Annotated in this window: 23 protein-coding genes; 8 read left to right on the top strand and 15 right to left on the bottom strand. The window is 62.5% G+C overall.

The features are described from left to right. Positions 1-10 precede the first annotated feature (10 nt). From DRB19_RS21270 to DRB19_RS21245, 6 genes are all read right to left on the bottom strand, one after another. Complete coding sequence (locus DRB19_RS21270; RefSeq protein WP_114188031.1) at positions 11-1654, bottom strand: MFS transporter; 1644 nt, start codon at positions 1652-1654, stop codon at positions 11-13. Beyond that, positions 1651-2076, bottom strand: a complete 426-nt coding sequence (locus tag DRB19_RS21265) for a DoxX family protein (protein WP_114188030.1) — start codon at positions 2074-2076, stop codon at positions 1651-1653. The genes DRB19_RS21270 and DRB19_RS21265 overlap by 4 nt, the downstream gene beginning before the upstream one ends. A 12-nt stretch (positions 2077-2088) precedes the next feature. After that, positions 2089-4005 (bottom strand): amidohydrolase, encoded by a 1917-nt coding sequence (locus tag DRB19_RS21260; protein ID WP_245439719.1) that lies wholly within the window; start codon positions 4003-4005, stop codon positions 2089-2091. 99 nt (positions 4006-4104) lie between these two features. Then, positions 4105-4560 (bottom strand): DoxX family protein, encoded by a 456-nt coding sequence (locus DRB19_RS21255; protein ID WP_114188028.1) that lies wholly within the window; start codon positions 4558-4560, stop codon positions 4105-4107. Between the two features lie 97 nt (positions 4561-4657). Further along, a complete protein-coding gene (locus DRB19_RS21250) occupies positions 4658-5098 on the bottom strand; it encodes a cupin domain-containing protein (protein WP_373867378.1) in 441 nt (146 codons plus the stop codon). A gap of 51 nt (positions 5099-5149) precedes the next feature. Then, entirely contained in the window at positions 5150-5827 is a 678-nt protein-coding gene (locus DRB19_RS21245) for a hydrolase (protein WP_114188026.1), read from the bottom strand. 467 nt (positions 5828-6294) lie between these two features. Here DRB19_RS21245 and DRB19_RS21240 point away from each other — a divergent pair, with 467 nt between their 5' ends. Continuing rightward, positions 6295-6573 carry a GNAT family N-acetyltransferase gene (locus tag DRB19_RS21240; protein ID WP_114188025.1) on the top strand — a complete coding sequence of 93 codons (279 nt, stop codon included), beginning with the start codon at positions 6295-6297 and terminating at the stop codon, positions 6571-6573. A 163-nt stretch (positions 6574-6736) separates the two neighbouring features. Here DRB19_RS21240 and DRB19_RS21235 read toward each other — a convergent pair whose 3' ends face one another. Then, a complete protein-coding gene (locus DRB19_RS21235) occupies positions 6737-8122 on the bottom strand; it encodes an aminotransferase-like domain-containing protein (protein WP_114188024.1) in 1386 nt (461 codons plus the stop codon). A 199-nt stretch (positions 8123-8321) separates the two neighbouring features. On the opposite strand from DRB19_RS21235, the gene DRB19_RS21230 reads away from it, so the two are divergent. After that, a complete protein-coding gene (locus tag DRB19_RS21230) occupies positions 8322-8753 on the top strand; it encodes a DUF983 domain-containing protein (protein ID WP_114188023.1) in 432 nt (143 codons plus the stop codon). Between the two features lie 32 nt (positions 8754-8785). Further along, positions 8786-9358: a cytochrome c oxidase assembly protein gene (locus DRB19_RS21225; protein WP_114188022.1), complete on the top strand. Its 573-nt coding sequence runs from the start codon at positions 8786-8788 to the stop codon at positions 9356-9358. Positions 9359-9422: 64 nt separating this feature from the next. Here the strand turns inward: DRB19_RS21225 and DRB19_RS21220 are convergent, their stop codons facing one another. Both DRB19_RS21220 and hemA read right to left on the bottom strand, forming a co-directional pair. Next, positions 9423-10508: a pyridoxal phosphate-dependent aminotransferase gene (locus DRB19_RS21220; RefSeq protein WP_114188021.1), complete on the bottom strand. Its 1086-nt coding sequence runs from the start codon at positions 10506-10508 to the stop codon at positions 9423-9425. Continuing rightward, positions 10505-11761 carry a 5-aminolevulinate synthase gene (gene hemA, locus DRB19_RS21215; RefSeq protein ID WP_114188020.1) on the bottom strand — a complete coding sequence of 419 codons (1257 nt, stop codon included), beginning with the start codon at positions 11759-11761 and terminating at the stop codon, positions 10505-10507. Before hemA ends, DRB19_RS21220 begins: the two co-directional genes overlap by 4 nt. Positions 11762-12045: 284 nt before the next feature. On the opposite strand from hemA, the gene DRB19_RS21210 reads away from it, so the two are divergent. The 5 genes from DRB19_RS21210 to tehA are packed head-to-tail and all read left to right on the top strand — an operon-like array spanning position 12046 to position 15879. Continuing rightward, positions 12046-12336 carry a hypothetical protein gene (locus tag DRB19_RS21210; RefSeq protein ID WP_114188019.1) on the top strand — a complete coding sequence of 97 codons (291 nt, stop codon included), beginning with the start codon at positions 12046-12048 and terminating at the stop codon, positions 12334-12336. Continuing rightward, positions 12329-13753, top strand: coding sequence for a cytochrome ubiquinol oxidase subunit I (locus tag DRB19_RS21205; protein WP_114188018.1), 1425 nt, complete (start codon positions 12329-12331; stop codon positions 13751-13753). Before DRB19_RS21210 ends, DRB19_RS21205 begins: the two co-directional genes overlap by 8 nt. Before the next feature lie 3 nt (positions 13754-13756). After that, on the top strand, positions 13757-14764 hold the full coding sequence (gene cydB / locus DRB19_RS21200; RefSeq protein WP_114188017.1) for a cytochrome d ubiquinol oxidase subunit II: 1008 nt from the start codon (positions 13757-13759) through the stop codon (positions 14762-14764). After that, complete coding sequence (locus DRB19_RS30810; protein WP_210207507.1) at positions 14764-14886, top strand: DUF2474 domain-containing protein; 123 nt, start codon at positions 14764-14766, stop codon at positions 14884-14886. The genes cydB and DRB19_RS30810 overlap by 1 nt, the downstream gene beginning before the upstream one ends. A 6-nt stretch (positions 14887-14892) precedes the next feature. Then, the gene (gene tehA, locus DRB19_RS21195; protein ID WP_114188016.1) at positions 14893-15879 is read left to right on the top strand and encodes a dicarboxylate transporter/tellurite-resistance protein TehA; all 987 of its coding nucleotides are present in this window, start codon (positions 14893-14895) and stop codon (positions 15877-15879) included. Positions 15880-15887: 8 nt separating this feature from the next. Here the strand turns inward: tehA and DRB19_RS21190 are convergent, their stop codons facing one another. From DRB19_RS21190 to DRB19_RS21165, 6 genes are all read right to left on the bottom strand, one after another. Next, a complete protein-coding gene (locus DRB19_RS21190) occupies positions 15888-16535 on the bottom strand; it encodes an HD domain-containing protein (RefSeq protein ID WP_114188043.1) in 648 nt (215 codons plus the stop codon). Between the two features lie 114 nt (positions 16536-16649). After that, the gene (locus tag DRB19_RS21185) at positions 16650-17480 is read right to left on the bottom strand and encodes an alpha/beta fold hydrolase (protein ID WP_114188015.1); all 831 of its coding nucleotides are present in this window, start codon (positions 17478-17480) and stop codon (positions 16650-16652) included. A gap of 286 nt (positions 17481-17766) precedes the next feature. Further along, complete coding sequence (locus tag DRB19_RS21180) at positions 17767-18582, bottom strand: cysteine hydrolase family protein (RefSeq protein WP_114188014.1); 816 nt, start codon at positions 18580-18582, stop codon at positions 17767-17769. Positions 18583-18630: 48 nt separating this feature from the next. After that, the gene (locus tag DRB19_RS21175; RefSeq protein WP_114188042.1) at positions 18631-19065 is read right to left on the bottom strand and encodes a cupin domain-containing protein; all 435 of its coding nucleotides are present in this window, start codon (positions 19063-19065) and stop codon (positions 18631-18633) included. A gap of 53 nt (positions 19066-19118) precedes the next feature. After that, positions 19119-19874 (bottom strand): SDR family oxidoreductase, encoded by a 756-nt coding sequence (locus DRB19_RS21170; RefSeq protein WP_114188013.1) that lies wholly within the window; start codon positions 19872-19874, stop codon positions 19119-19121. A 69-nt stretch (positions 19875-19943) separates the two neighbouring features. Beyond that, on the bottom strand, positions 19944-20471 hold the full coding sequence (locus DRB19_RS21165) for a carboxymuconolactone decarboxylase family protein (protein WP_114188012.1): 528 nt from the start codon (positions 20469-20471) through the stop codon (positions 19944-19946). Positions 20472-20901: the final 430 nt, after the last annotated feature.

The raw sequence follows: 20901 nt of genomic DNA, 5'->3' as shown, positions 1-20901 counted from the left end.
GCTCCTCCTGTTAGTGAACGCTGGTCAATGCTGCTGACCGGCGTGGATTGAGTGCCAAAAGGTGCTGGACCGTCGGTTCCTGGGATCCTTGATGAAAGTGGCGGGCCTCCAGTTGGATCGCGGCGTCCGCCTGCGAAACACGCTGGTGCTGGCGCAGATGCTCAGCCCAGGACTCAACGAAGAACCACTCCACCACGCGCTCCGGGTCGACCGCATCCTCGGAAACGCCCCAAGCGTAGGCACCGTCGCGGCGGCGCTCCTCGGAAAGCCGGTTGAGGGCGGCGAGAAAGGCAGGCCGGTCCGTTTGCCGGATGCGGTAGGTCACCGTGACCATCACCGGCCCGCGGTCCTGGGCCACGGTCTCAGCCAGGATCGGCTCGGGCCAGTGCATCGATGGCGTGAGATCCTCTTCGCCGCTCGGCAGGGGAGCCCGGTGGGCCAGTGCTGCCGCCAGCGCCAGTCCCGCTCCGGCCAGAAGCAGGGTCGGATCGGTTCCTATGCTCTGTGCGAGGGAGCCCCAGCTCACGCTTCCCACCGCCAGCGCACCATTGAAGGCGGTGATGTAGATTGCCAGGCCCCGGCCGCGGACCCAGTTCGGCAGGATGCCCTGCATGGTGGCGTTGAGCGTGGTCAGCATCGCGATCCAGGCGCTGCCGAGCATGAACGCCACAAGGATGCCGAGCACGGCCGAGTCGGTCAGGGCGAGCAGGGCCGTGGCAGCGGCCGTGACGAGCGAGGCTACCAGCACCAGCCGGTCTTGGCCGAGCCGCGCCCGAACAGTCGGCAACCCCACCGCGCCCGCGATCGCCCCGGCTCCGACGCTGCCGAGCATCAGGCCGAAGAAGCCAGGGCCGCCGCCGATCTCCTGGCGTGACATGATGGGTAGGAGCGCCCAGACCGCACTGGCGAAGGCAAAGTACAGGACGGCTCGCCACAGGATCCGGTGGAGCTCATGGCTGGCGCGGGCATAGCGCAGGGCCGCCCGCAGGGCCCCGCCGAAATGCTCCCGCAGGCCGTCATCGGTTCCGGCGTCCCGCCGCCACCACAGAAGGGCCGCGCCGACTACGACATAGGTGAGAATATCGATGCTGTAGACCGCCGCGGCCCCCAGGGTGGCGAGAAGGAGGCCACCGAGGGCGGGCCCAATCGAGCGGGCGATGTTGATGCCGAGCGAGTTGAGCGCCACCGCCCCCTTGAGGTCCGGGCGGGGAACAAGTTCCGGCACGATGGCCTGCCAGGCTGGCGTCATCAGCGCCGCTCCGACACCACCCAGGAATGTGAGCGCGACGAGGCTCACGACCGAGACTGTGCCGGTCCAAGCCAGGGCGGCGAGGATGGCGCTCACAACCGCAAGCCCGATCTGGATCGCAATCAGGAAGCGGCGTCGGTCGAGGATGTCCGACAGGACGCCGGCCGGAATGGCGAGGAGAAAGACCGGCAGGGTGCCGGCGGCCTGGATCATCGCGACCGCAGCCGGCGAGACGGAGAGGTCGGTGACGAGCCAGATTGAGGTGACATCGCGCATGAAGGTGCCGATGTTGCCGAGCACAGTGGCGGCCCAGATCACCGCGAACAGGCGATGCCGCAGGGGCGCGAACGCGCCGGGAGGCGGAGCCGGTGTGCCTGTGGACGCCGTGGTCTCGGCCGCCCTCATTGGGGGGCACTCCGTCCGTTGACGAACAGGGCTGCCATGGCGAGTCCGCCAACGATGGCGAGATGCTCGAAGAAGGTTGCTGTCTGACGCCCGCGGTCTGGTCCGTCGAAGGCCCAGAACGGATGCGCCAACAGAGTCGCCAGGACCGTGAAGCCTGCCAGGATGCCAGCGCCCAGCCAGCAGTAGCGTGACGTGAGGAACAAGAGCGATCCGCCGAGTTGGGCAACGATCACGGCCGCCGCAAACGGCCCTGCGGGCTTGAGACCGAGCCCGGTGACCTCGTTCATCGCTCCGGTGAAATCGAGGAGCTTCACAACTCCGCTCATCAGGAATGGCGACACGAGCGCACCGCGGACGATGTAATCGAAAGCTGGCAGCTCCAGGATTTGGGCAAACAGACGGGGAACAGTGATGTCGGTCATGTTATCCTCTCATCAGAAGGCCCAGCAGGAGCAGCCGAGGGCGCCCCAGAAGGAGCGCGAGTCCGACGTCGGTGGGGTCGAGCCCCATGCAGCGGCATGGGAATGGCCGTGCACTCCACAGGTGTTGGCGCAGCCACAGGCCGCGGCGAAGGCGTATTTGCTATCGGATTCAAGACCGGCGCGGCGCTCCTGATAGCCGCCGAAGGTACGGACTGGCGCCCAGTCTGGCATCGGCGGTGGGAGGGCCGGCGCGAGATCCTTGAACTCGGCATCGCCGTGGACCGGTTTGCCTCCGAGCAGAGTGAGAACGGACGTGATGTCCTGGATCCTGTCCTCCGGCACGGCAAAGTAGTCGTCGGACAGCACCGCCAGATCGGCTAGTTGGCCTTGCCTGATCTGCCCCTTCTTGCCGGCCTCGTTGGAGAACCAGGTGTTGGCCTCGGTCCACAACCGCAGAGCGCTCTCCCGGTCGAGACGGTTGGCAGAGGGGTAGAGCGTCAGTCCTCCCAGCGTCTTGCCGGTCACGAGCCAGGACAGCGACACCCATGGATTATAGGAGGCAACACGGGTGGCGTCCGTGCCGGCGCCCACCGGCACGCCGGCTTCCAGCATGCGCTTGATCGGCGGCGTGCGCTCGGCCGCCCTGCTGCCGTAGCGCTCGACGAAGTCCTCGCCCTGGAACGCCATGCGGTGCTGGACGGCGATGCCGCCGCCAAGCGCCGCGATGCGGTCGATGTTGCGGTCGTCGATGGTCTCGGCATGATCGAAGAACCAGTGCAGGCCATCGAAGGGAATGTCCCGGTTCACCGTCTCGAACACGTCGAGCGCCCGGGTGATGGTCTCGTTGTAGGTGGCATGCATCCGCCAGGGCCAGCGGATCTCGACCAGCAGGCGGACGACCGGCTCAATGTCCCCTTCCATGTTGGGCGGCATCTCGGGACGCTCGACCTTGAAGTCCTCGAAGTCGGCTGCGGAGTACACCAGCATCTCGCCCGCGCCGTTGTGGCGGTAGAGATCGTCACCTTGGCCCGGCTTGACCTGTTTGGACCAGCTGTCGAAGTCCTTGAGCTCTTCCTTCGGCTTCTGGGTGAAGAGGTTGTAGGCGAGGCGCACCGTGAGCTGGCCTTCCCGGTGCAGCTCCTCGATGATCCGATAATCGTCCGGGTAGTTCTGGAAGCCGCCACCGGCGTCGATCACGCCGGTCACGCCAAGCCGGTTGACCTCGCGCATGAAGTGACGCGAGGAATTCTTCTGGTACTCGGGCGGGAGCTTCGGACCCTTCGCCAAGGTGGCGTACAGGATGGTGGCATTGGGCTTGGCGATCAGCAGGCCCGTGGGATTGCCGTTTGCATCGCGCTGGATCTCGCCACCGGGCGGGTTTGGCGTATCCTTCGTGTAGCCGACGGCCCGCAGGGCGGCACCGTTCAACAGCGCACGGTCGTAAAGGTGGAGGATGAAGACGGGCGTGTCGGGCGAGACGGCGTTGATCTCGTCGAGTGTGGGCAGGCGCTTCTCGGCGAACTGATGCTCGGTGAAGCCGCCCACGACGCGCACCCATTGCGGAGCCGGGGTGCGGTCCACCTGTTCCTTGAGCATGCGCATGGCATCGGCCAGGGAACGGACGCCGTCCCAACGGAGCTCCATGTTGTAGTTCAGCCCACCGCGGATGATGTGCATGTGGCTGTCGATCAGCCCTGGGATGACTCGTCGTCCCTTGAGGTCGATCCGCTGCGTGGTCGGCTCGGCGAGAGGCATCACCTCCCTTTCTTCACCGACGGCCGCGAAGCGTCCGTCCCGGATGAGCAGCGCCGACGCTTCGGGCTTCTGACGATCAAGCGTCGTGATCCTGCCGTTGAACAGGATTATGTCGGCTGGGCTAGAAGTCGTGGCCCCTAGCCCATCAACGACAGGGGAAGAGTTATGGGGCATCGACATGACCGAAGTTCCTGTCTCTTATTCGAGATCGCTCGAGCTTGAGTCCAAGCCCCTGAACGATGGCCGACTTGACACTCGCCGGCCTGCGGCAGCTCAGTGCATCTGAGATCGCAGCGGTGGAGTACGAACCAATCCTAGCCTTGCATCAATCGAGTATTTGCCCGGGCCTGTCAGATACAGCAGCATGAAGCCGCCGATGATGCTGAAGTTCTTGTAGAAGTTGATCATGTTCGCAGAGCGGTTGACCCCTTCCATGCTCCAGTAGGGATGGCCGATGTACGCAGTAGCAAGGCTATAGAGCGCCAGCACCACCGCTAAGGGCCGCGTCCAGATGCCAAGGATGATCGCGATTGACAATACGAACTCGACCACGATCGCCACGAGAGCGGCGATCGTCGGCAGGGGAGCGCCGCTCTGCGTCATGTAGGCGACGGTCCCTGAATAATCACCGAGCTTCTCCCAGCCAAATATCAGAAACAACAAGGCAAGCAGGAAGCGAGCGATCAGAATGAGCTCGTCCCTGATCCTCCCGGCGCCAAAGTCGTTCATGATCCGCCTCCATGGAAACCGGTTGGTCGCGACCTCTGCCAGACGCCCTTTTGTCGTCCTGCGAGCCCACGCTTTCACTGAGAAGCCGGAAGGCTCATCACTTCTTGTCCGGGACCGTCAGTTCAGTGTCCACGTCGTCTACAACGAAGACAGCATGGATCTTGGCCGGCTGCGTCTCGCTCGCATTGGCGCTGACACGATGATGATCGCCAGGCATCTCCGTCCAGTTCTGACCGGTCTGATAGGTCACGACAGGTCCTTCGTTGACCTGGCTGCGAACAGCACCTTCGATCACCGTTGCGTAGATGATTGCGGATTTTGCATGGGTGTGGGACGGCGAATATCCACCGGGTCCGTATTCGACCATAACGCCCTTGATGCTCTTGCCAGGGATTCCCGGCAAAGCCCGCTGGTAGACTTCCGTCACTTTCGCGTTCTTGGAGCCAGGAAGGTTTACTCCCTTATCCGGCGAACCAGGCGCTTGGGCATCGGCATTTCCCACGGTCAGCAACAACGCTGTCGCTGCGGCACTCATCATTATTCTCATCGGATCTCCTCCGTTCAGGCTAATGCCCGTGTGCACATGCCCTTACATGCGGTCCTGGTATTGCTTCTGCGCCGAACCGACGTCCTTGGCCTTCTGATAGCTCTCCATGACGGTGCGATAGTCGGGTGTGGCGACGGTATAGATGTCGGCGATTGCCGCCGCCTCCGGGCGCCGCCAAGTGCGGTGAAGCTCGCAGATTACCGCATTGGTGGTTGTCGGCACGACCCCGGACTGAGCGAACCGGGCAAGGGTCGTGCGGGAGGCCATTTGGCTGGGATCACCGGATGCATCAACAACGGCATAAACGTTGAAGCCTGCGGCCTTGGCATCGAGGGCCGGAAACATGACGCATACGCTCGTCCAGACGCCGGCCATGATCAGCGTCTTTTTGCCCGTCTCCTCGACCGTCTGAACGAACAGATCATTGTCCCAGGCATTCACCTCGCCGTTCCGCGGCACGTAGATGGCATGGGGCGCCAGCTCGGCTAACTCCGGCATCAGCGGACCATTTGGCCCTTCCGGTTCCGAGGCCGTTGTAATGATCGGCAGCTTCAGCAGAGTAGCAATCTGGGCGAGTGCCGACACGTTGGCACGCAATTCAGCGACCGTGATGTCCTTGACAGTCTGAAAGAGACCCGTCTGATGATCGAGCAGGAGCAACGCTGCGTCGTCGACATTCATCAGAGCTTTGCCGCCCCCACTGGGCAGAACGTGTCCCATTTTGTGTTCCTTACCTTAAGCTTCAGAGAGCCTGCTCCTATCTGAGGAGGCCTCTATTGGGGCTGTCCCCTCAAAGGGCAGTTGTCCAATCATGGCTCGTTTCACCGATCGCGAAAGCTATGTTCTGGTCTAGGCAAGGCGCGGCCAGACTATGCAGCGGTCGAATGGACCTATACCTTGGTATGGTGGCTGCTAAACCTTTCTGCCCATGCCCATTGAAGCACCAAGCCACACTTGCGTCCTTGGGGTCGTGACAGGGGGAAAGACAGTATTCTCTCATCCCGCGTGCGCTGCGGCAGGTACCGACATACTGCCATCTGAAATGTGATCAATGAGAGCGGATCAGTGCACGAACAGCACCGCCTCAACTGGCATCGTCGGAACGGATCGGTGTGTCTGCGTACGCGAAATTAATTGTTATCACCAAAGGCAGCCTTTGCCGCCAGCATACCAACAGGAGCAACCCTATGGACGACAGAGTCACTGAAAATACAGCCGCTCGCCGCTTTGAGATGGCCATCGGAGACACGATTGCGGCAGCCTATTACCGGCTGGAGGATGGCAAGGTCGTTCTCATTCATACCGACGTGCCTCAACAGCTATCGGGTCAGGGGATCGGATCCAAACTGGCAGAGGGCGTGTTCCGGCAGATCCGTGAGAGTGGGCGTCAGGCGGTTGTCCGGTGCTCGTTCATGACGGGCTGGGTCAGCCGTCACCCTGAGGTCAATGATCTCGTTGTTGGATGAGGATCGTCAAAGTCACTTCCGTTCCTCCGCGTGATCAGCGTTTATCCGACCCCTGCCGTCAGATGAAGCGGGTGTCGTCCATTGGTTCCCCAACCCAGTGACAGATACCCTTAGATGAAACGATCATTCTAGGATGCCACACGGTGTCTGTTCTTCACCAAGGTCACACGATCGAGGACAGAGCACTGGGGCCATGCGACAGGACGGCTCCAAGCAGGTTGAGCCCCCGTTCCAGCACCGCCTGGCTCTGTGCCGCGCCAAGGGAGACGCGAATAGCATCCGGAGCAGGCCCGACCGCAAAGGCCTCGCTCGACACCAAGGCAAGACCCGACTGTCGTGCATAGAGATTGAGGTCGGCCCGGCGCCAGCGCTCCGGCAGGGTCAGCCACAGGTGATGCCCCTCCGGGTGGGCCTGGAACTCGAGGCCTTGCAGGACCCGACCTGCGATAGCCTGCCGGGCCGCGCTTTCCTCGCGGATTGCTGCCGTGATCGCGTCCAGCGTGCCATCCAGGATCCATCTTGAGGCGAGAGCCGCCATAAGCGGCGGCATCATCAGGGACATGGCGCGGATCTCCGCCGCGAGCCGTAGGGTTTCGGCCATGCCCGGCGTGACGACGTAGGCGGTGCGTAGGGTGGGCGTCACGCACTTCGACAGGGTGGCGATGTGCCAAGTGAGGTCGGGCGCGAGGGCCGCGATCGGCGCGGGGGCCTGCCGGGGCAATGCCCCGTAGGCATCGTCCTCGATGATCGCGATCCCGTGGCGGCGGACCACCTCGGCGATGGCCTCGCGCCGCTTGGCCGACATGGTCGCGGTCGTCGGATTGTGGATGGTCGGGACACAATAGACCGCCTTCGGTCGCTCGTGCCCGCACGCCTCCTCCAAGGCGGCAGGATCGAGCCCCTCCCCGTCCATGGCCACCGGGACCAGCCGCACGTTGAGCTGCTCGGCGATAGCCCGCAGTCCCGGATAGGTGAGATCCGGAACGCAGATGGCGTCGCCGGGATCCGCCAGGATCCGCACGATGGCATAGAGCGCCGTCTGAGCGCCGCCGGTCACCACGACGCGGTCGATGGGAACCGCGCCAAGGCGGGCTGCGAGCCAGCGGGCGGCAGCAGTTCGGTCCGGTCCGGCACCCACGCTCTCCTGGTAGTGCAGGTGCATGAGCCCGTGCGGCGACGAAAGCACGCCCGCGATTCCCTCCTGAATGCGCTCGCGCAGCTTCGCCGCCGGCGGCTGCGGGGGCATGTTCATGCTCAGGTCGATAATCGGAGATCCGGCAGGCGCGACATTGTTCTGTTCCGGAGCCTGTCCGCGCACGTAGCTGCCCCGCCCGGTGTTCGCTTCGATCAGCCCCATCCGACGGGCCTCGTTGAAGGCACGGGTGACGGTAGTGAGGTCCACCCTGAGCTCCTTCGCGAGCTGGCGCTGCGGCGGCAGGCGATGGCCCGGCTTGAGGCGCCCGGACTGCACGTCGGCCAGCAGTGCCTCGGCGATGGCCCGGTACTTGGGCCCATGTCCCGTTTCAAGCCGCGGCATCCAGGACAACATGTGTTATTGACCTTCTTGTCTTGTAAATGTAGGGAGTACTCATAACATACATAGTGCGCGTGTGAGGCCGCTGCAAATCCGCGAAAGGCTAAAGCTGGCCCGGCCTCGCAGGAGAATTTACGTCTATTTGTATGGGACGTCAATCCATACATAGCTGGGTGCCCTTGGGTGCCGGGGGTGCAGGCCGGAAGGAGCCGACATGACCATGAACCTCACCGCGAAGGACGCCATCCTCAAGCACGGCCTTAAGTGCCGCTGCCCCCGGTGCGGCAAGGGACGCCTGTTCAATGGCTTCCTGACACTCGCCCCACGTTGCGAGTCGTGTGGCCTCGACTACTCCTTCGCCGATCCGGCCGACGGTCCGGCCTTCTTCATCATGATCATCATGGGCATTCCGGCGGCCGGGTTCGGTGTCTGGGTCGAGATCATGTGGGAGCCATCCGTCTGGGTTCACCTGCTCACATCAGGGCCGTTTCTGCTGCTGACCTGCATCCCGCCGATCCGCATCGCCAAGGGCATGCTGGTTGCGAGCCAGTACTTCCACAAGGCCGAGGAAGGCCGCTTCGCCGTCCCGCGGCAGGTAGCGGAGAAGGGACCGCCCTCCCCAGGCCCCGTCGGTCCCCGCCGCTGAGTTGTCGGTCCCTGCCCTCGAAGGTTGCTGCCATGTCCGACACCGATCGTTCGCCTGCGGGACGAACCCGCAACACGGCCCTGACCTGCCTGGCCGTCGCGGCCGGCATGCTCGGCCTCGCCTATGCCTCCGTCCCGCTCTACAACCTGTTCTGCACCGTTACGGGCTTCGGTGGCACGCCAATGCTCGCCTCCAGGCCCGCCGATAGGGTGCTCGACCGCACGCTGACCATCCGGTTCGACGCGAACGTGGCACCCAATCTCCCATGGCGCTTCACGCCCGAGACGCCCGCGATCAAGATCAAGGTCGGCGAGACCCAGACAGTGACGTACACGATCCGGAACACGGGCGTCGCCCCGGCGACGGCCATGGCGACGTACAACGTCCTGCCCGAGCTGGCCGGCAGCCATTTCATGAAGCTGGAATGCTTCTGCTTCCAGGAGAACACCCTCCAGGCAGGCGAGACCATGGAGGCAGCGGTGGTGTTCTACATCGACCCGGCCATCGCGGATGATCCGGGCATGGCCGATGTTCACGACATCACTCTCTCGTACACGTACTTTCCGTCGAAGAACGGCAAGTCCCTGGAGGCTTCGGCCGAGTGAATCCTTGATAAGGGAAGCACCTTGCACTTCCCTTCCGATCCCCAGACGAAGGGTCCGGACGATGTCAGGACGGTTGAGGAAGGAGACGATCAAACGCAGCGAGCAACGCATCGTTCTCGGCCGCCCTGCCGAGCGAGATCCGGAGGCTGTCGCGGAGCCGCTCCTGGTCGAACCACCTGACGAAGATTCCTTCGTCCGCCAATTCCCGCAGCAGACGCCTTGCTGTCCCGGGAGGCCGTGAAGTCATCGTCGCGAGCAGGAAATTCGCCTGGGAGGGAGCGCAGATGAGCCCTCGAACGGAGAGTTCGCGTGCCATCCGGCTTCGCTCCTCGCGAACGAAGGCCCATCTCTCAGCCGCCTCCCAGTTGTGACGCAGAGCCGTCTCCCCTACCCGTTGGGCAACGACATCCACGTTGTACGAATCCTTGGTCTTCGACAGCATCGGTGAAACCAATCCTGGCGAGCCGATCCCGTAGCCCAGACGCAGCCCGGCCAGGGAATAGCCCTTGCTCATGGTCCGCAGGAGCAGGACGTTGTCGGCCTCCCGCACCAAGGCGATGGTGTCGTGTGCAATTCCCGGATCAACGAAATCGATATAGGCCTCGTCGATCACCAGCACGCCCTTGAAGGTCCGTGCCACTTCCGCCAGTTCCTGAGCCGCTGTAAGTCGCCCCGATGGGGCATGCGGGTTGACGAGGATCGCGAGCCTGGCTCCGGCTCTGTTCCATTGCCGTGCAATGTCGGCCGGCACCGACCAGTCATCAGCCAACGGCACCGGGCACAGCGGGCTGTCATGAACCGCCGCCAGCACCGGATAGAGGGAGTAGCTCGGCTCCGCGAGGCCGAGCGGGGCACCGGGAGGCAGGAACGTCGTCAGTGCCAGTCGCAGGAGCTCGTCGCCGCCATTGGTGGCCACGATGTGGTCCGGCGTGAGGCCGTGCAGGCGGGCCGCCGCGGTGCGGAAGCCCCAGGCCGTGGGATCGGGATAGCGGCGCAGCATTTCCCCGTCGATCCCGGCCAGGGTCGCAAGAACCGCATCACAGGGCGGGAACGGGTTCTCGTTGGTGTTCAGTTTGGCCACCGCCCGACGGGGCTGCTCACCCGGGACGTATCCGGCCATACGCCGGACGTTCTCGCGTTCGAACGTCATGCCGCCTGCCCCGTCTCAAGCCCGTGCGTCCGAAACACCGCCGTCAGGGCCTCGACGAGGTGATCGACCTGCTCGGTTGTGTGGAGCGGGGTCGGCGTGATCCGCAGCCGCTCAGTACCGCGTAGCACGGTGGGGTAGTTGATCGGCTGGATGTAGATCCCGTGCTGCGTCAGCAACTCATCCGAGATGCGCCGGACCAGATGGGCGTCGCCCACGAACACCGGAACCAGGTGGGTCTCGGATGGCATGACAGGAATTCCCGCGGCCTTGAGTCGGCTCTTCACCGTGGCGACAACCTCCTGGTGGCGCTTGCGTTCGGAGGTGCTGGCCTTGAGATAGGCCACGCTCGCCCGCGCGGCGGCCGCGACGGCAGGAGGCATCGACGTGGTGAAGATGAAACCGGGCGCATGGCTACGCACGAAATCGATCAGGGGAGCCGAGGCCGCGATGTAGCCGCCGCCGCAGCCGAAGGCCTTGCCCAAGGTTCCCTGGATCACCGTTAGGCGATGCATCTGGCCCTCGCGCTCGGCCACGCCAGCGCCGCGCTCACCGTACAATCCGACGGCATGGACCTCGTCAAGATAGGTCATGGCGCCGTAGCGCTCGGCGACGTCGCAGATCGCCTTGATTGGGCCGACGTCCGCATCCATCGAGTACACACTCTCGAAGCACACCAGCTTCGGCCGCGCCGGATCGTCGGCCGCCATCAGGTGTTCGAGGTGCTCCACGTCGTTGTGGCGGAAGATGCGCTTCTCGGCCTTGGAATGCCGGATGCCCGCGATCATCGAGGCATGGTTCAGGGCATCCGAGTACACGATGCAGCCCGGGATCATTCCCGCCAGCGTCGAGAGCGCCGCCTCGTTGGTCACGTAGCCGGTGGCGAAGACGAGGGCCGCCTCCTTGCCGTGCAGGTTGGCAAGCTCGCGCTCGAGCAGGACATGGTCGCGGGTGTTGCCGGAGATGTTGCGGGTTCCACCAGCCCCGGTCCCCACCCGGTCGATGGCCTCGTGCATGGCCTTGAGCACCACCGGGTGCTGGCCCATGCCGAGATAGTCGTTCGAGCACCACACGATGACAGGGTCGGACCGCCCCGGTGCATCAGCGAGGGGGAACTGCCCTGCCCTGCGCTCCAGCTCGAGAAAGGTCCGGTAGCGGCCGTCCGCCTTGAGATCAGCCAAGGATCCTCGGAAGAACTGCTCCGGATCAAACCGGTCCGAAGACGCAATGCTATAGGAGCCAAAGCGGGTATCCATCTATCTCTCCTGACCTTCCAGATTCATTTGTATGGTTTGATGAACCATACAAATAATTCCCAAATACATATAACTGGTGCACTACGATTCCGCCAGCTTCTGAGCGAAATGCCGCATATCCCCGCTTTGACCAGATGCACCCTTTACACTGCATGCAGCCATATGTATGCACCTTGCATGTACAGGTAACCCATACAGCAAGCGCGGGGCAATGCGACCTGCAGTGACCCGCCGGGGTGTTGCATCACCCTCTCGTTCGACCGCAACACCGTTGGAGATGAACCATGGAGAGCGCCCTAGCCACTGCAGCGGTTGTCCAAACCAATCCGGTCGGATTCGATGCGACCCGCAGGATCGAGAATCTGCCCGAGGAGCGCGAAGACCTCCGCCGCTTCGTCGGAACGGCCATCATCATGGCCCCTTTAGCGAATATCCTGGTCGAGTTGGACCTTGACGGCGAGTACGACTTCGACGTCGTGGCGCACCACGCGAGTCCCGACGTCTTTCGTTTTCACGTCAACGAACAGGCCCAATCGACTACCGCCCTCTCATCCAAGGGAGAGCCCAATGTTTGACCAGTTCGACGCCCTGCTCCTGGCACGTTTCCAGTTCGCGTTCACGATCTCGTTCCACTTCATCTTCCCATCGTTTTCGATCGGGCTGGCGAGCTATCTTGCCGTGCTGGAGGGACTGTGGCTGTGGACCGGGCGCGAGGTCTATCTCAACCTGTTCAAGTACTGGCTCAAGATCTTCGCCCTGGCGTTTGCCATGGGCGTCGTGTCCGGCATCGTCATGTCTTACCAGTTCGGCACCAACTGGTCGGTGTTCTCCGACAAGGCCGGGCCGATCGTCGGCCCGCTGATGGCCTACGAGGTTCTGACAGCCTTCTTTCTCGAGGCCGGTTTCCTCGGCATCATGCTGTTCGGCATGGGGCGTGTCGGGCGACGGCTGCACTTCGCCGCGACCCTTGCTGTCGCCATCGGCACCTGCATCTCGGCTTTTTGGATCCTGTCCGCCAACTCGTGGATGCAAACCCCGGTCGGTCACACCATCAACGAGGCCGGACAGTTCGTTCCCGAAGATTGGTGGACCATCGTGTTCAACCCGTCCTTCCCCTACCGCCTCGTCCATACGGTGCTCGCCTCCTACCTCACGACGGGGCTGGTCGTAGGCGGTGTCGGGGCATGGCATCTCCTGCGCGAGCGCACCAACAAGGGCGCCCAGGTGATGTTCTCGATGGCGATGGGCATGGTCGCCGTTGTCGCCCCGCTTCAGATTTTCGTGGGCGACATGCACGGGCTCAACACTCTGGAGCACCAGCCCGCCAAGGTCATGGCGATGGAAGGTCACTTCGAGAGCCACCCGCATGGCGCTCCCCTGATCCTGTTCGGCATCCCCGATCAGGAGGCCGGCACGGTGCGCTATGCCATCGAGATCCCGAAAGTAGGGTCACTCATCCTCAAGCATGACCTGAATGCTCCGGTGGATGGGCTCGACACGTTCGACCGCGCCAACTGGCCCTATGTGCCCGTGGTGTTCTGGTCCTTCCGCATCATGGTGGGCCTGGGCACTCTCATGCTGGGCCTCGGAGTGCTCAGCCTGTGGGGCCGGTTCCGGGGCCGGCTCTACGACTGGCGCCCGCTGCACTGGCTGGCGCTGGCCATGGGGCCCGCGGGATTCGTGGCCGTAATCGCCGGCTGGGTTACCACGGAGGTCGGGCGCCAGCCCTTCACCGTCTATGGCCTGCTCCGGACTGCCGAGTCGGTCTCACCGCTTGAGGCTCCGGCGGTCGCCGCGTCGCTGCTGACCTTCATCGTGGTCTACTTCATCGTGTTCGGGGCCGGCACAGGCTACATTCTCAAGCTCATGAGCAAGCCGCCCCAATCGGGCGAGACCGGCCCTGAGGAAGGTCCTGACCATCCCATTCGCACGGCCGGCATTACCCCGGCTCCGGCCGTCGATCCGGACCGCACCCTTGGCGCGGAGGCCTGAACCATGACAACCCTTCTCGACCTCCCCACCCTCTGGGCCTTCGTCATCGCGGTTGCCGTCTTTGCCTACGTGGTGATGGACGGCTTCGACCTCGGCATCGGCATCCTGTTCCCTGTCTTCGCGCCGGGTCCGGAGCGCGACAGCGCCATGAACTCGGTCGCCCCGGTCTGGGATGGCAACGAGACCTGGCTGGTGCTGGGCGGCGGCGGCCTCATGGCGGCCTTCCCGCTGGCTTATGCCATCATCCTGCCGGCCCTCTACGCGCCGATCATCGCCATGGTGCTGGCGCTGATCTTCCGCGGGGTCGCCTTCGAGTTCCGCTGGCGCGATCCGGGCCACCGTCGCTACTGGGACTTCGCCTTCACCACGGGTTCAATCGTCGCCACGCTGGCGCAGGGCATCACGCTCGGCGCCCTGCTTCAGGGTATCGTGGTCGAGGGACGCTCCTATGCCGGCGGCTGGTGGGACTGGCTCACGCCCTTCAGCCTGCTGGTCGGCGTCAGCCTCGTGGTCGGCTATGCCCTGCTGGGTGCGACCTGGCTGGTGATGAAGACCGAAGGTGCCGTCCAGAACCACAGCTTCCGCCTCGCCGGCAAGCTCGCCATCGCACTGATCGCCTGCATCGGCCTTGTCAGCGTAGCAACGCCGTTCCTCAGCGGCGCCTATTACGAGCGCTGGTTCGCCTGGCCTCAGGTCTTGTTCACCGCCCAGGTGCCGCTGCTCGTCGGCCTCTGCTCCGGGATGTTGCTGGTGAGCCTGATGCGCCGCTGGGAGTACTGGCCGTTCCTGCTGACGCTGGCGCTGTTCGCCCTTTGCCTCCTCGGGTTGGGTGTCAGCATGTTCCCATACGTGGTGCCGAATGCCGTCACCATCCACCAGGCCGCGGCGCCGCATTCCAGCCTCCAGTTCATGCTGGTCGGTGCGAGTGTCCTAATCCCGATCATCCTCGCCTACACCGGGTATTCGTATTGGGTGTTCCGCGGCAAGACCGGACACGAGGGATACCACTGATGACCAACGATCTCGAACAGGGCTCCGCCGTGCGCCGCTGGCTGTGGTTCGTGGGCCTCTGGGCCGCCGGCGTCGGCACGACGGGAGCGGTCAGCCTCGTCATCCGATTCTGGCTAACCTGACGACCCATGCAGAATCCGACACAACGCAACCGAGCACGATCGGCGTATCTCCTGTCGCCCGTCGTCCCGGCGACCTTCTTCGGCATGGTCCTCGGCCTAGGCGGCCTTGGCAACGGATGGCGCACGGCCGCGAGGGTCTGGGATGCCCCTGCCTTTCCGGGAGAAGCTCTCTCCGTAGCTGCAGGATCGGTGTGGTTTCTCTGGATCGTCCTCTACGGATGGAAATGGGCCATGTCCCGCGAGGAGGCCGCCGCCGAACTCCGGCATCCCATCCAAGGCTTCTTCATTGCGTTGATACCCGTGGCGACCATGATCGCCTCCACGGCGGTCGCTCCGTACATCGCTGCCATCGCCTGGGCGATGTTCGTGCTGGGCGTTGCGAGCCAGATCCTGTACAGCGCGTGGGTCGTGGGTGAGCTGTGGCAGGGCGGACGCCAGACAGAGGCGACCACGCCGGCCCTGTACATGCCTACGGTCGGCGGATGCTTCGTCAGCGCCATCGCATGCGGTTCCTTCGGCTACTCGGAGCCAGGGCTGCTGTTCTTCGGGGCAGGCTTCCTCTCGCTCGTCGTGCTGGAATCGATCGTGCTGCATCGCCTGATGACCCATACATTGCCGATAGCATTGCGGGCCACGATGGGACTGCACCTCGCGACCCCTGCCGTCGGATCCGTGGCATACCTTGCCGTGACCGAGGGGCCGCCGGACCGCTTCGTCCAGATGCTGTTCGGATACGCGCTGCTCCAAGCCCTCGTCATGCTGCGCCTTGTGCCCTGGCTTCGACAGCAGGCATTCTCGCCCGCGGCTTGGGCCTACACCTTCGGCGTCTCCGCCCTGCCGCTTGCGGCCCTGCGTTTCGTCGAGCGGGGACAGGCGGGGCCGATTGCCTGCTTGGCCATCCCGCTTTTCATCGGCGCCAACCTGGTCATCGGCTGGATCACCCTGCAAACTCTACGCCTTGCCTTCACGGGGAGGCTTCTGTCGCAGCAATAATCTCTGCGTCACTCAGGAAACGGGGCATCCGCTACAAAATCGACAGATGAAGGAGCCTTGTAGCCTTCGACAAAGCGCTCTCCGAAATCTCGAACGAAGTTATCGTAGGTCAACTCGGGCTTTACCTTCGCGATGTGACAGAAGCATCCTGCCATTCGCTTCTTCATGCCAAGCCTCGGGAATTCAGCGACAATTTTGTCGATCTCTTTGGATGGGATGCGATCATACTGCAAGCCGATGACATCCAGGCAGATGCCGGCGGTACACAGTGCGACCTCTGTCTCCTTGTAGAGCCCGATCGAGGGTGTCGAGTTGAGGGCGACGCTATCCCAGATCAGTTGGGCCCGGCGTTCGTCGACGCCGCTTTCTCTTGCGAAGCTACTGGCGAGATCGGCGGCTTCCACCTCGAAGCGCCGTGGTCCGGTAAACCGTTCATTGAGCGTGATATCATGCAGCAAAGTTCCGACAGCAACGACCTCAGCGTCATGCGTGATGTTCTGAAGCTGGCCGAGGCGGGTGGCAAACAGCCAGGAACGAACGACATGATTGAACAAGTATGGTTCGCATCGCTGCCGAGCGTACGCGAGAGCGGCATCAACGATCGGAGTGTCCGGAACCGAGACACCGGCGACCACTCTGTTATCTGTCCCAGGCATCGTCATATCCTTCCTATCAGATCGGCAGTGCGAATGGATCATGACGCCTCTGCCGGCGTCGGCGGGTCGGCGGAATTTCCGGCCGACCCTTGATGCACCTGTGGAGACCGACGTTCAGGCCCTGATGAAGGCAAGGATCTCCGGATTCACGATCTCGGGATGGGTCTGGCACAGGCCGTGCGGCAGATCCTTGTAGGTTTTAAGCGTGCCATTCTTCAGGAGCTTGACGGTCAGCGGCGCTGAATCGGCATAGGGCACGATCTGGTCGTCTTCGCTGTGGATCACCAGCACCGGCACGTCGATTGTCTTCAGATCCTCGGTGAAGTCGGTCTCGGAGAAGGCCTTGATGCACTCATACCCGGCCTTGACGCTCCCCATCATGCCCTGCCGCCACCAATTGCGGATCAGTCCCTCCGACACCTTCGCGCCGGGCCGGTTGAAGCCGTAGAATGGGCCGCTCGGGATATCGAGGTAAAGTTGGGCGCGGTTGGCGGCCAGGGCGGCACGGTATCCGTCAAATACCTCGAGTGGCGTCCCGCCAGGGTTTGAATCCTTCTTGACCATCACCGGCGGGACCGCGTCGATCAACACGGCCTTGGCCACGCGTCCTGGTCGCGCTCGTGCCACATACCGGGTGACCTCGCCGCCACCGGTCGAGTGGCCGATGTGGACTGCGTTCCTGAGGTCGAGCGTCGTGACCAGCTCGGTGACATCGGCTGCATAGGTGTCCATCTCGTTGCCGCCGTCGGTTTGGTCCGAGCGCCCGTGACCCCGGCGGTCGTGGGCGATCACGCGATATCCTTCCGCCAGGAAAAACATCATCTGGTTATCCCAGTCGTCGGCACTCAATGGCCAGCCATGATGGAACACGATTGGCTGAGCGTCTTTGGGCCCCCAGTCCTTGTAGAAGATCCGGGTGCCGTCCTTTGTGGTGATTATATTCATGTTGTTGTCCCTTTCATTTGGTAAGTTGACATGGCCCGCCGGCTGAGCGGCTGCGGGCACGGCGGGTAAGCAGGCGACTAGCGCTGCACTCAAGCCGAGTCCGATCACATCTCGGCAGGCAGGATTGCACATTCCCGGTGCAGCCATTTGCGGCTCCATTGATAAGACAATTTTAGAGCGACAGACCCAGCAAGCACTGACGTCACAAAGGACGTTGATCTGTGAGCTTTTTCTTGATTGATGGCCCGCACGTCTGACGGTCATCTATCCACACAGTAATCTAGGCTCAGGTCTTCTGAAGCATTTGGACCGTTTCGTCCGTTGTCCAAAGGCCGTTCGCCATATAGCGGAAATTGATGAGCGCCGCGAGATAGCCATCGCCTTCCGGAAACTTCGGTGCCGCTATGGCATCTCGGACGACAGCAACCTCAAAGCCCTGTTCCAGAAACTCCCGGCAGTGCGATTCAATGCACATATTGGCAAGCATCCCGGCAAGAACGATCTGATCGACCCGCTGCTTGCGGAGCTGGAGGGGCAGGTCGTTGGCCTGCGGCCCATACAATTTATGCGGCGAGCAAATGATCGTCTGACCATCCTCGATGTACTTCTTGAATTCCGGCAAGAAGTCCGCGCCGGATCCGCGGAAGCCATCAACCGTGTAGGGGCCTGTCCGATCAAAGATTCCCACCTGATGTTGAAAGACCTCAAGCGGACCTTGGATTTTCCAATTGTGATCCCAAGGATAGTAGTGGTGGGGAGAGATCGCGACAACCATTCCGGCTGTCTTCGCAGCTTCAAACAAACGACCGAGATTCGGAACGACATTGTGCTCGGTGACGCTTTCGCCCACGACCGGCCATGCTTTGCCTTGCGGGCTCATGAAGTCGATCTGCGGATCAACGACGACCAGGGCTGCCCTGGACGCGTCCAACTTCATGCTCCCTTTCGGGAGAGCCGGGTTGGCGGGATCAGCATAAAAGTTGGGAGCTGCAGTTTGGGCAGCAGCACCTGATCCTGTCGCCGTCAAACCCGTCGCCGTGATGCCGGCCATCGCTGCCAGAAATGAGCGCCGGTGCGGTTTGCAGCAGTCATCGTTATGCATGTCTACCTCCTTCTGGTTTGCAGACACATTCACACGACCATAGCCGTCCTATCGCGTGGCCGGCTTGATTGGGAAGAGCAGTTCCTTCTCAGCGGTGTCGACCACGAAGACGGCCAGCAGGCGTGCAGGCTCCGTCGTGCTGACGTTTTTGCTCACAGCGTGGCGATCGCCCGGATACTCCGAGAAGCTTTCGCCAGTGCGGTAGGTCTTGACCGGTCCGTCGTTGACCTGGCTTTGGATCGCTCCTTCGAGGACCGTCGCATAGATGAAGGCCGATGATGGATGCGTATGGGCTTCGTCATAGCCTCCAGGCCCGTATTCGACCAGAACGCCCTTCATGCTCTTGCCTGGCACGTTCGGAAGTTCATGCTCGTAGACGAGCGTTACCTTAGAAATCTCGCCGGTCGAGCGGGTGTCGTGAGCGCCGGCGGTGCTGGCGATAAGGAGCAGCGCGACGGCTGCGCTGCAGAGTTCCTTGATCATCATGGATGCCTTTCTGGATTGATCTCAGTTGGACCGATGGTGACAGCAGCCACTCAGGCAGCTTTAGCTCTGGACTGGAACCATTGATCGAAATCGATCTTGCCGAGGCGTGGATTGTTGTCCGAAACCAGCGTGGCCTCTTCGAGCCTGGCCCCGGAATAGGGGACATCGGCCGAGGCTTCGACAGCCCGGGCGTCCCCCGTCGCAGCCAGATACTTCGCCACCAGATCGCGTATGGGGAACCGCTCCGGGCCAGAGATCTCAAGGATGCCGTTGCGGGGCGAGGCCAACGCCACTTCCGCCATCACGTCGGCGACGTCATCCGGGGCGATCGGCTGGATCAGGGCCGTGGGCACAACCACCTTATCGCCGAGCGCCCAAGAGTTGACCAGGAAGCCCAGCAAGTCGAAGAACTGCGTCGCATGGACGAGGGTGTAGGGGACACCCGAGTTTTTGATCAGTGTCTCCTGTGTCTGCTTGGCCACGAAATAGCCGCTCGCCTGCAGCCGCTCCGTTCCGACGACGGACAAGGCCACGTAATGCTTGACCCCGTTCGCCTTTGCGGCGGCGAGGAGATTGCCAGTTGACTTCTGAAAGAACTCGAGAACGGCGGCATCCTCCCAGGAAGGCGAGTTCGACAGGTCGACGATGACCTGGGCTCCCTTCACCGCTTCGGCGAGGCCCTCGCCCGTGACCGAGTTGATGCCGCTTTGGGGCGACGCGGCAACCACGTCGTGCCCGGCACCACGCAAGCGGGTGACTGTCCTCGAACCGATCAGACCGGTTCCACCATTGATGACGATCTTCATGTTCAATCTCCTGTAATAGAGCCTTGCTGGCGTTCGGGGGTCGATGCTTGTGTGCTAAGACGGCCCGGCTCAGTTCAGACCAGCCTTGTCGAGCCCGTAGAGTTTGTCGGCCGATCCCGGTACAGACCGGAAGGCCACCCCTGCCCGGTTCCAGGCGTTGATTGCCATCACCACAAAGGTCAGGTCGGATAACTCCTTCTCGGAGAAGTGGCCGCGAACACGTTCATAGAGATCATCCGGCACGCCGCCCTCGGGCAGCCGTGTCAGCACTTCGGTCCAGGCAAGGGCGGCGCGTTCCCGCGGCTCGAACAGCGGCGACTCGTGCCACGTTGCGATATGGTGAAGCCGCAGTTCGCGCTCACCATGGATCTTTGCCTCCTTCACATGCATGTCGAGGCAGAAACTGCAGCCGTTGAGCTGAGACGCGCGGATCTCAACCAGGTGAATAATCGACGCCTCGATGCTGCCTTTCCTGATGGAAGTTGAGAAGTCGGTGAGCTTTTTGAAGAGCTCAGGTGACTGCGCTGCATAGTTCAAACGCTGGACATGAGACTCCAAGTGGGATGCTTTGGCATATTCTGAGGTTGCTGTGTCCATAGACTATCTCCGTGATGGGCTCTGTCATTGCCTTCGAAGCATGCATGCCCAGCGGAGATCTCGCTATTAATCCCAAGGCCTGGATACCTTCTGGATAAGTCTACGACGACTATACCGAAGTTTAGGTCTTACCTGTGACAGCATGGGAGTTGCATAGAAATTGCCTCAGATCCGCTGGATGAATTGAGTTGGCAACGTGGGCCCGAAGTGGACTCCCTGTCAGGACGATCTGAGGCTTCGATGCTGCCGCATTACAGGTCTCGAACTCGATCCGTCGCACCGGTCCGCTCCCGTGCCCAATAGAGTTGAAGGTGCGTCGCACATGGGTGAATCGCTCAACGCTCAGCCGGTTATCCTTCACAGAGAAACCGCCAAAGATGTATCTCGACGTTCGCTGACGGCGTCCTCGTCAGATATCTCATCTCATCGA

This window comes from Microvirga aerophila (assembly GCF_003332305.1).
GTDB lineage: Bacteria > Pseudomonadota > Alphaproteobacteria > Rhizobiales > Beijerinckiaceae > Microvirga > Microvirga aerophila.
Note: the sequence above shows the minus strand (reverse complement) of the source record. Positions and strands in the feature narration are given on the sequence as shown.

Excerpts from the sequence above, each read along its gene's own strand:
- DRB19_RS21270 (WP_114188031.1), bottom strand. The coding sequence starts at position 1,654 with ATGAGGGCGGCCGAGACCACGGCGTCCACAGGCACACCGGCTCCGCCT.
- DRB19_RS21265 (WP_114188030.1), bottom strand. The coding sequence starts at position 2,076 with ATGACCGACATCACTGTTCCCCGTCTGTTTGCCCAAATCCTGGAGCTG.
- DRB19_RS21260 (WP_245439719.1), bottom strand. The coding sequence starts at position 4,005 with ATGCCCCATAACTCTTCCCCTGTCGTTGATGGGCTAGGGGCCACGACT.
- DRB19_RS21255 (WP_114188028.1), bottom strand. The coding sequence starts at position 4,560 with ATGAACGACTTTGGCGCCGGGAGGATCAGGGACGAGCTCATTCTGATC.
- DRB19_RS21250 (WP_373867378.1), bottom strand. The coding sequence starts at position 5,098 with ATGATGAGTGCCGCAGCGACAGCGTTGTTGCTGACCGTGGGAAATGCC.
- DRB19_RS21245 (WP_114188026.1), bottom strand. The coding sequence starts at position 5,827 with ATGGGACACGTTCTGCCCAGTGGGGGCGGCAAAGCTCTGATGAATGTC.
- DRB19_RS21240 (WP_114188025.1), top strand. The coding sequence starts at position 6,295 with ATGGACGACAGAGTCACTGAAAATACAGCCGCTCGCCGCTTTGAGATG.
- DRB19_RS21235 (WP_114188024.1), bottom strand. The coding sequence starts at position 8,122 with ATGTTGTCCTGGATGCCGCGGCTTGAAACGGGACATGGGCCCAAGTAC.
- DRB19_RS21230 (WP_114188023.1), top strand. The coding sequence starts at position 8,322 with ATGACCATGAACCTCACCGCGAAGGACGCCATCCTCAAGCACGGCCTT.
- DRB19_RS21225 (WP_114188022.1), top strand. The coding sequence starts at position 8,786 with ATGTCCGACACCGATCGTTCGCCTGCGGGACGAACCCGCAACACGGCC.
- DRB19_RS21220 (WP_114188021.1), bottom strand. The coding sequence starts at position 10,508 with ATGACGTTCGAACGCGAGAACGTCCGGCGTATGGCCGGATACGTCCCG.
- hemA (WP_114188020.1), bottom strand. The coding sequence starts at position 11,761 with ATGGATACCCGCTTTGGCTCCTATAGCATTGCGTCTTCGGACCGGTTT.
- DRB19_RS21210 (WP_114188019.1), top strand. The coding sequence starts at position 12,046 with ATGGAGAGCGCCCTAGCCACTGCAGCGGTTGTCCAAACCAATCCGGTC.
- DRB19_RS21205 (WP_114188018.1), top strand. The coding sequence starts at position 12,329 with ATGTTTGACCAGTTCGACGCCCTGCTCCTGGCACGTTTCCAGTTCGCG.
- cydB (WP_114188017.1), top strand. The coding sequence starts at position 13,757 with ATGACAACCCTTCTCGACCTCCCCACCCTCTGGGCCTTCGTCATCGCG.
- DRB19_RS30810 (WP_210207507.1), top strand. The coding sequence starts at position 14,764 with ATGACCAACGATCTCGAACAGGGCTCCGCCGTGCGCCGCTGGCTGTGG.
- tehA (WP_114188016.1), top strand. The coding sequence starts at position 14,893 with ATGCAGAATCCGACACAACGCAACCGAGCACGATCGGCGTATCTCCTG.
- DRB19_RS21190 (WP_114188043.1), bottom strand. The coding sequence starts at position 16,535 with ATGCCTGGGACAGATAACAGAGTGGTCGCCGGTGTCTCGGTTCCGGAC.
- DRB19_RS21185 (WP_114188015.1), bottom strand. The coding sequence starts at position 17,480 with ATGAATATAATCACCACAAAGGACGGCACCCGGATCTTCTACAAGGAC.
- DRB19_RS21180 (WP_114188014.1), bottom strand. The coding sequence starts at position 18,582 with ATGCATAACGATGACTGCTGCAAACCGCACCGGCGCTCATTTCTGGCA.
- DRB19_RS21175 (WP_114188042.1), bottom strand. The coding sequence starts at position 19,065 with ATGATCAAGGAACTCTGCAGCGCAGCCGTCGCGCTGCTCCTTATCGCC.
- DRB19_RS21170 (WP_114188013.1), bottom strand. The coding sequence starts at position 19,874 with ATGAAGATCGTCATCAATGGTGGAACCGGTCTGATCGGTTCGAGGACA.
- DRB19_RS21165 (WP_114188012.1), bottom strand. The coding sequence starts at position 20,471 with ATGGACACAGCAACCTCAGAATATGCCAAAGCATCCCACTTGGAGTCT.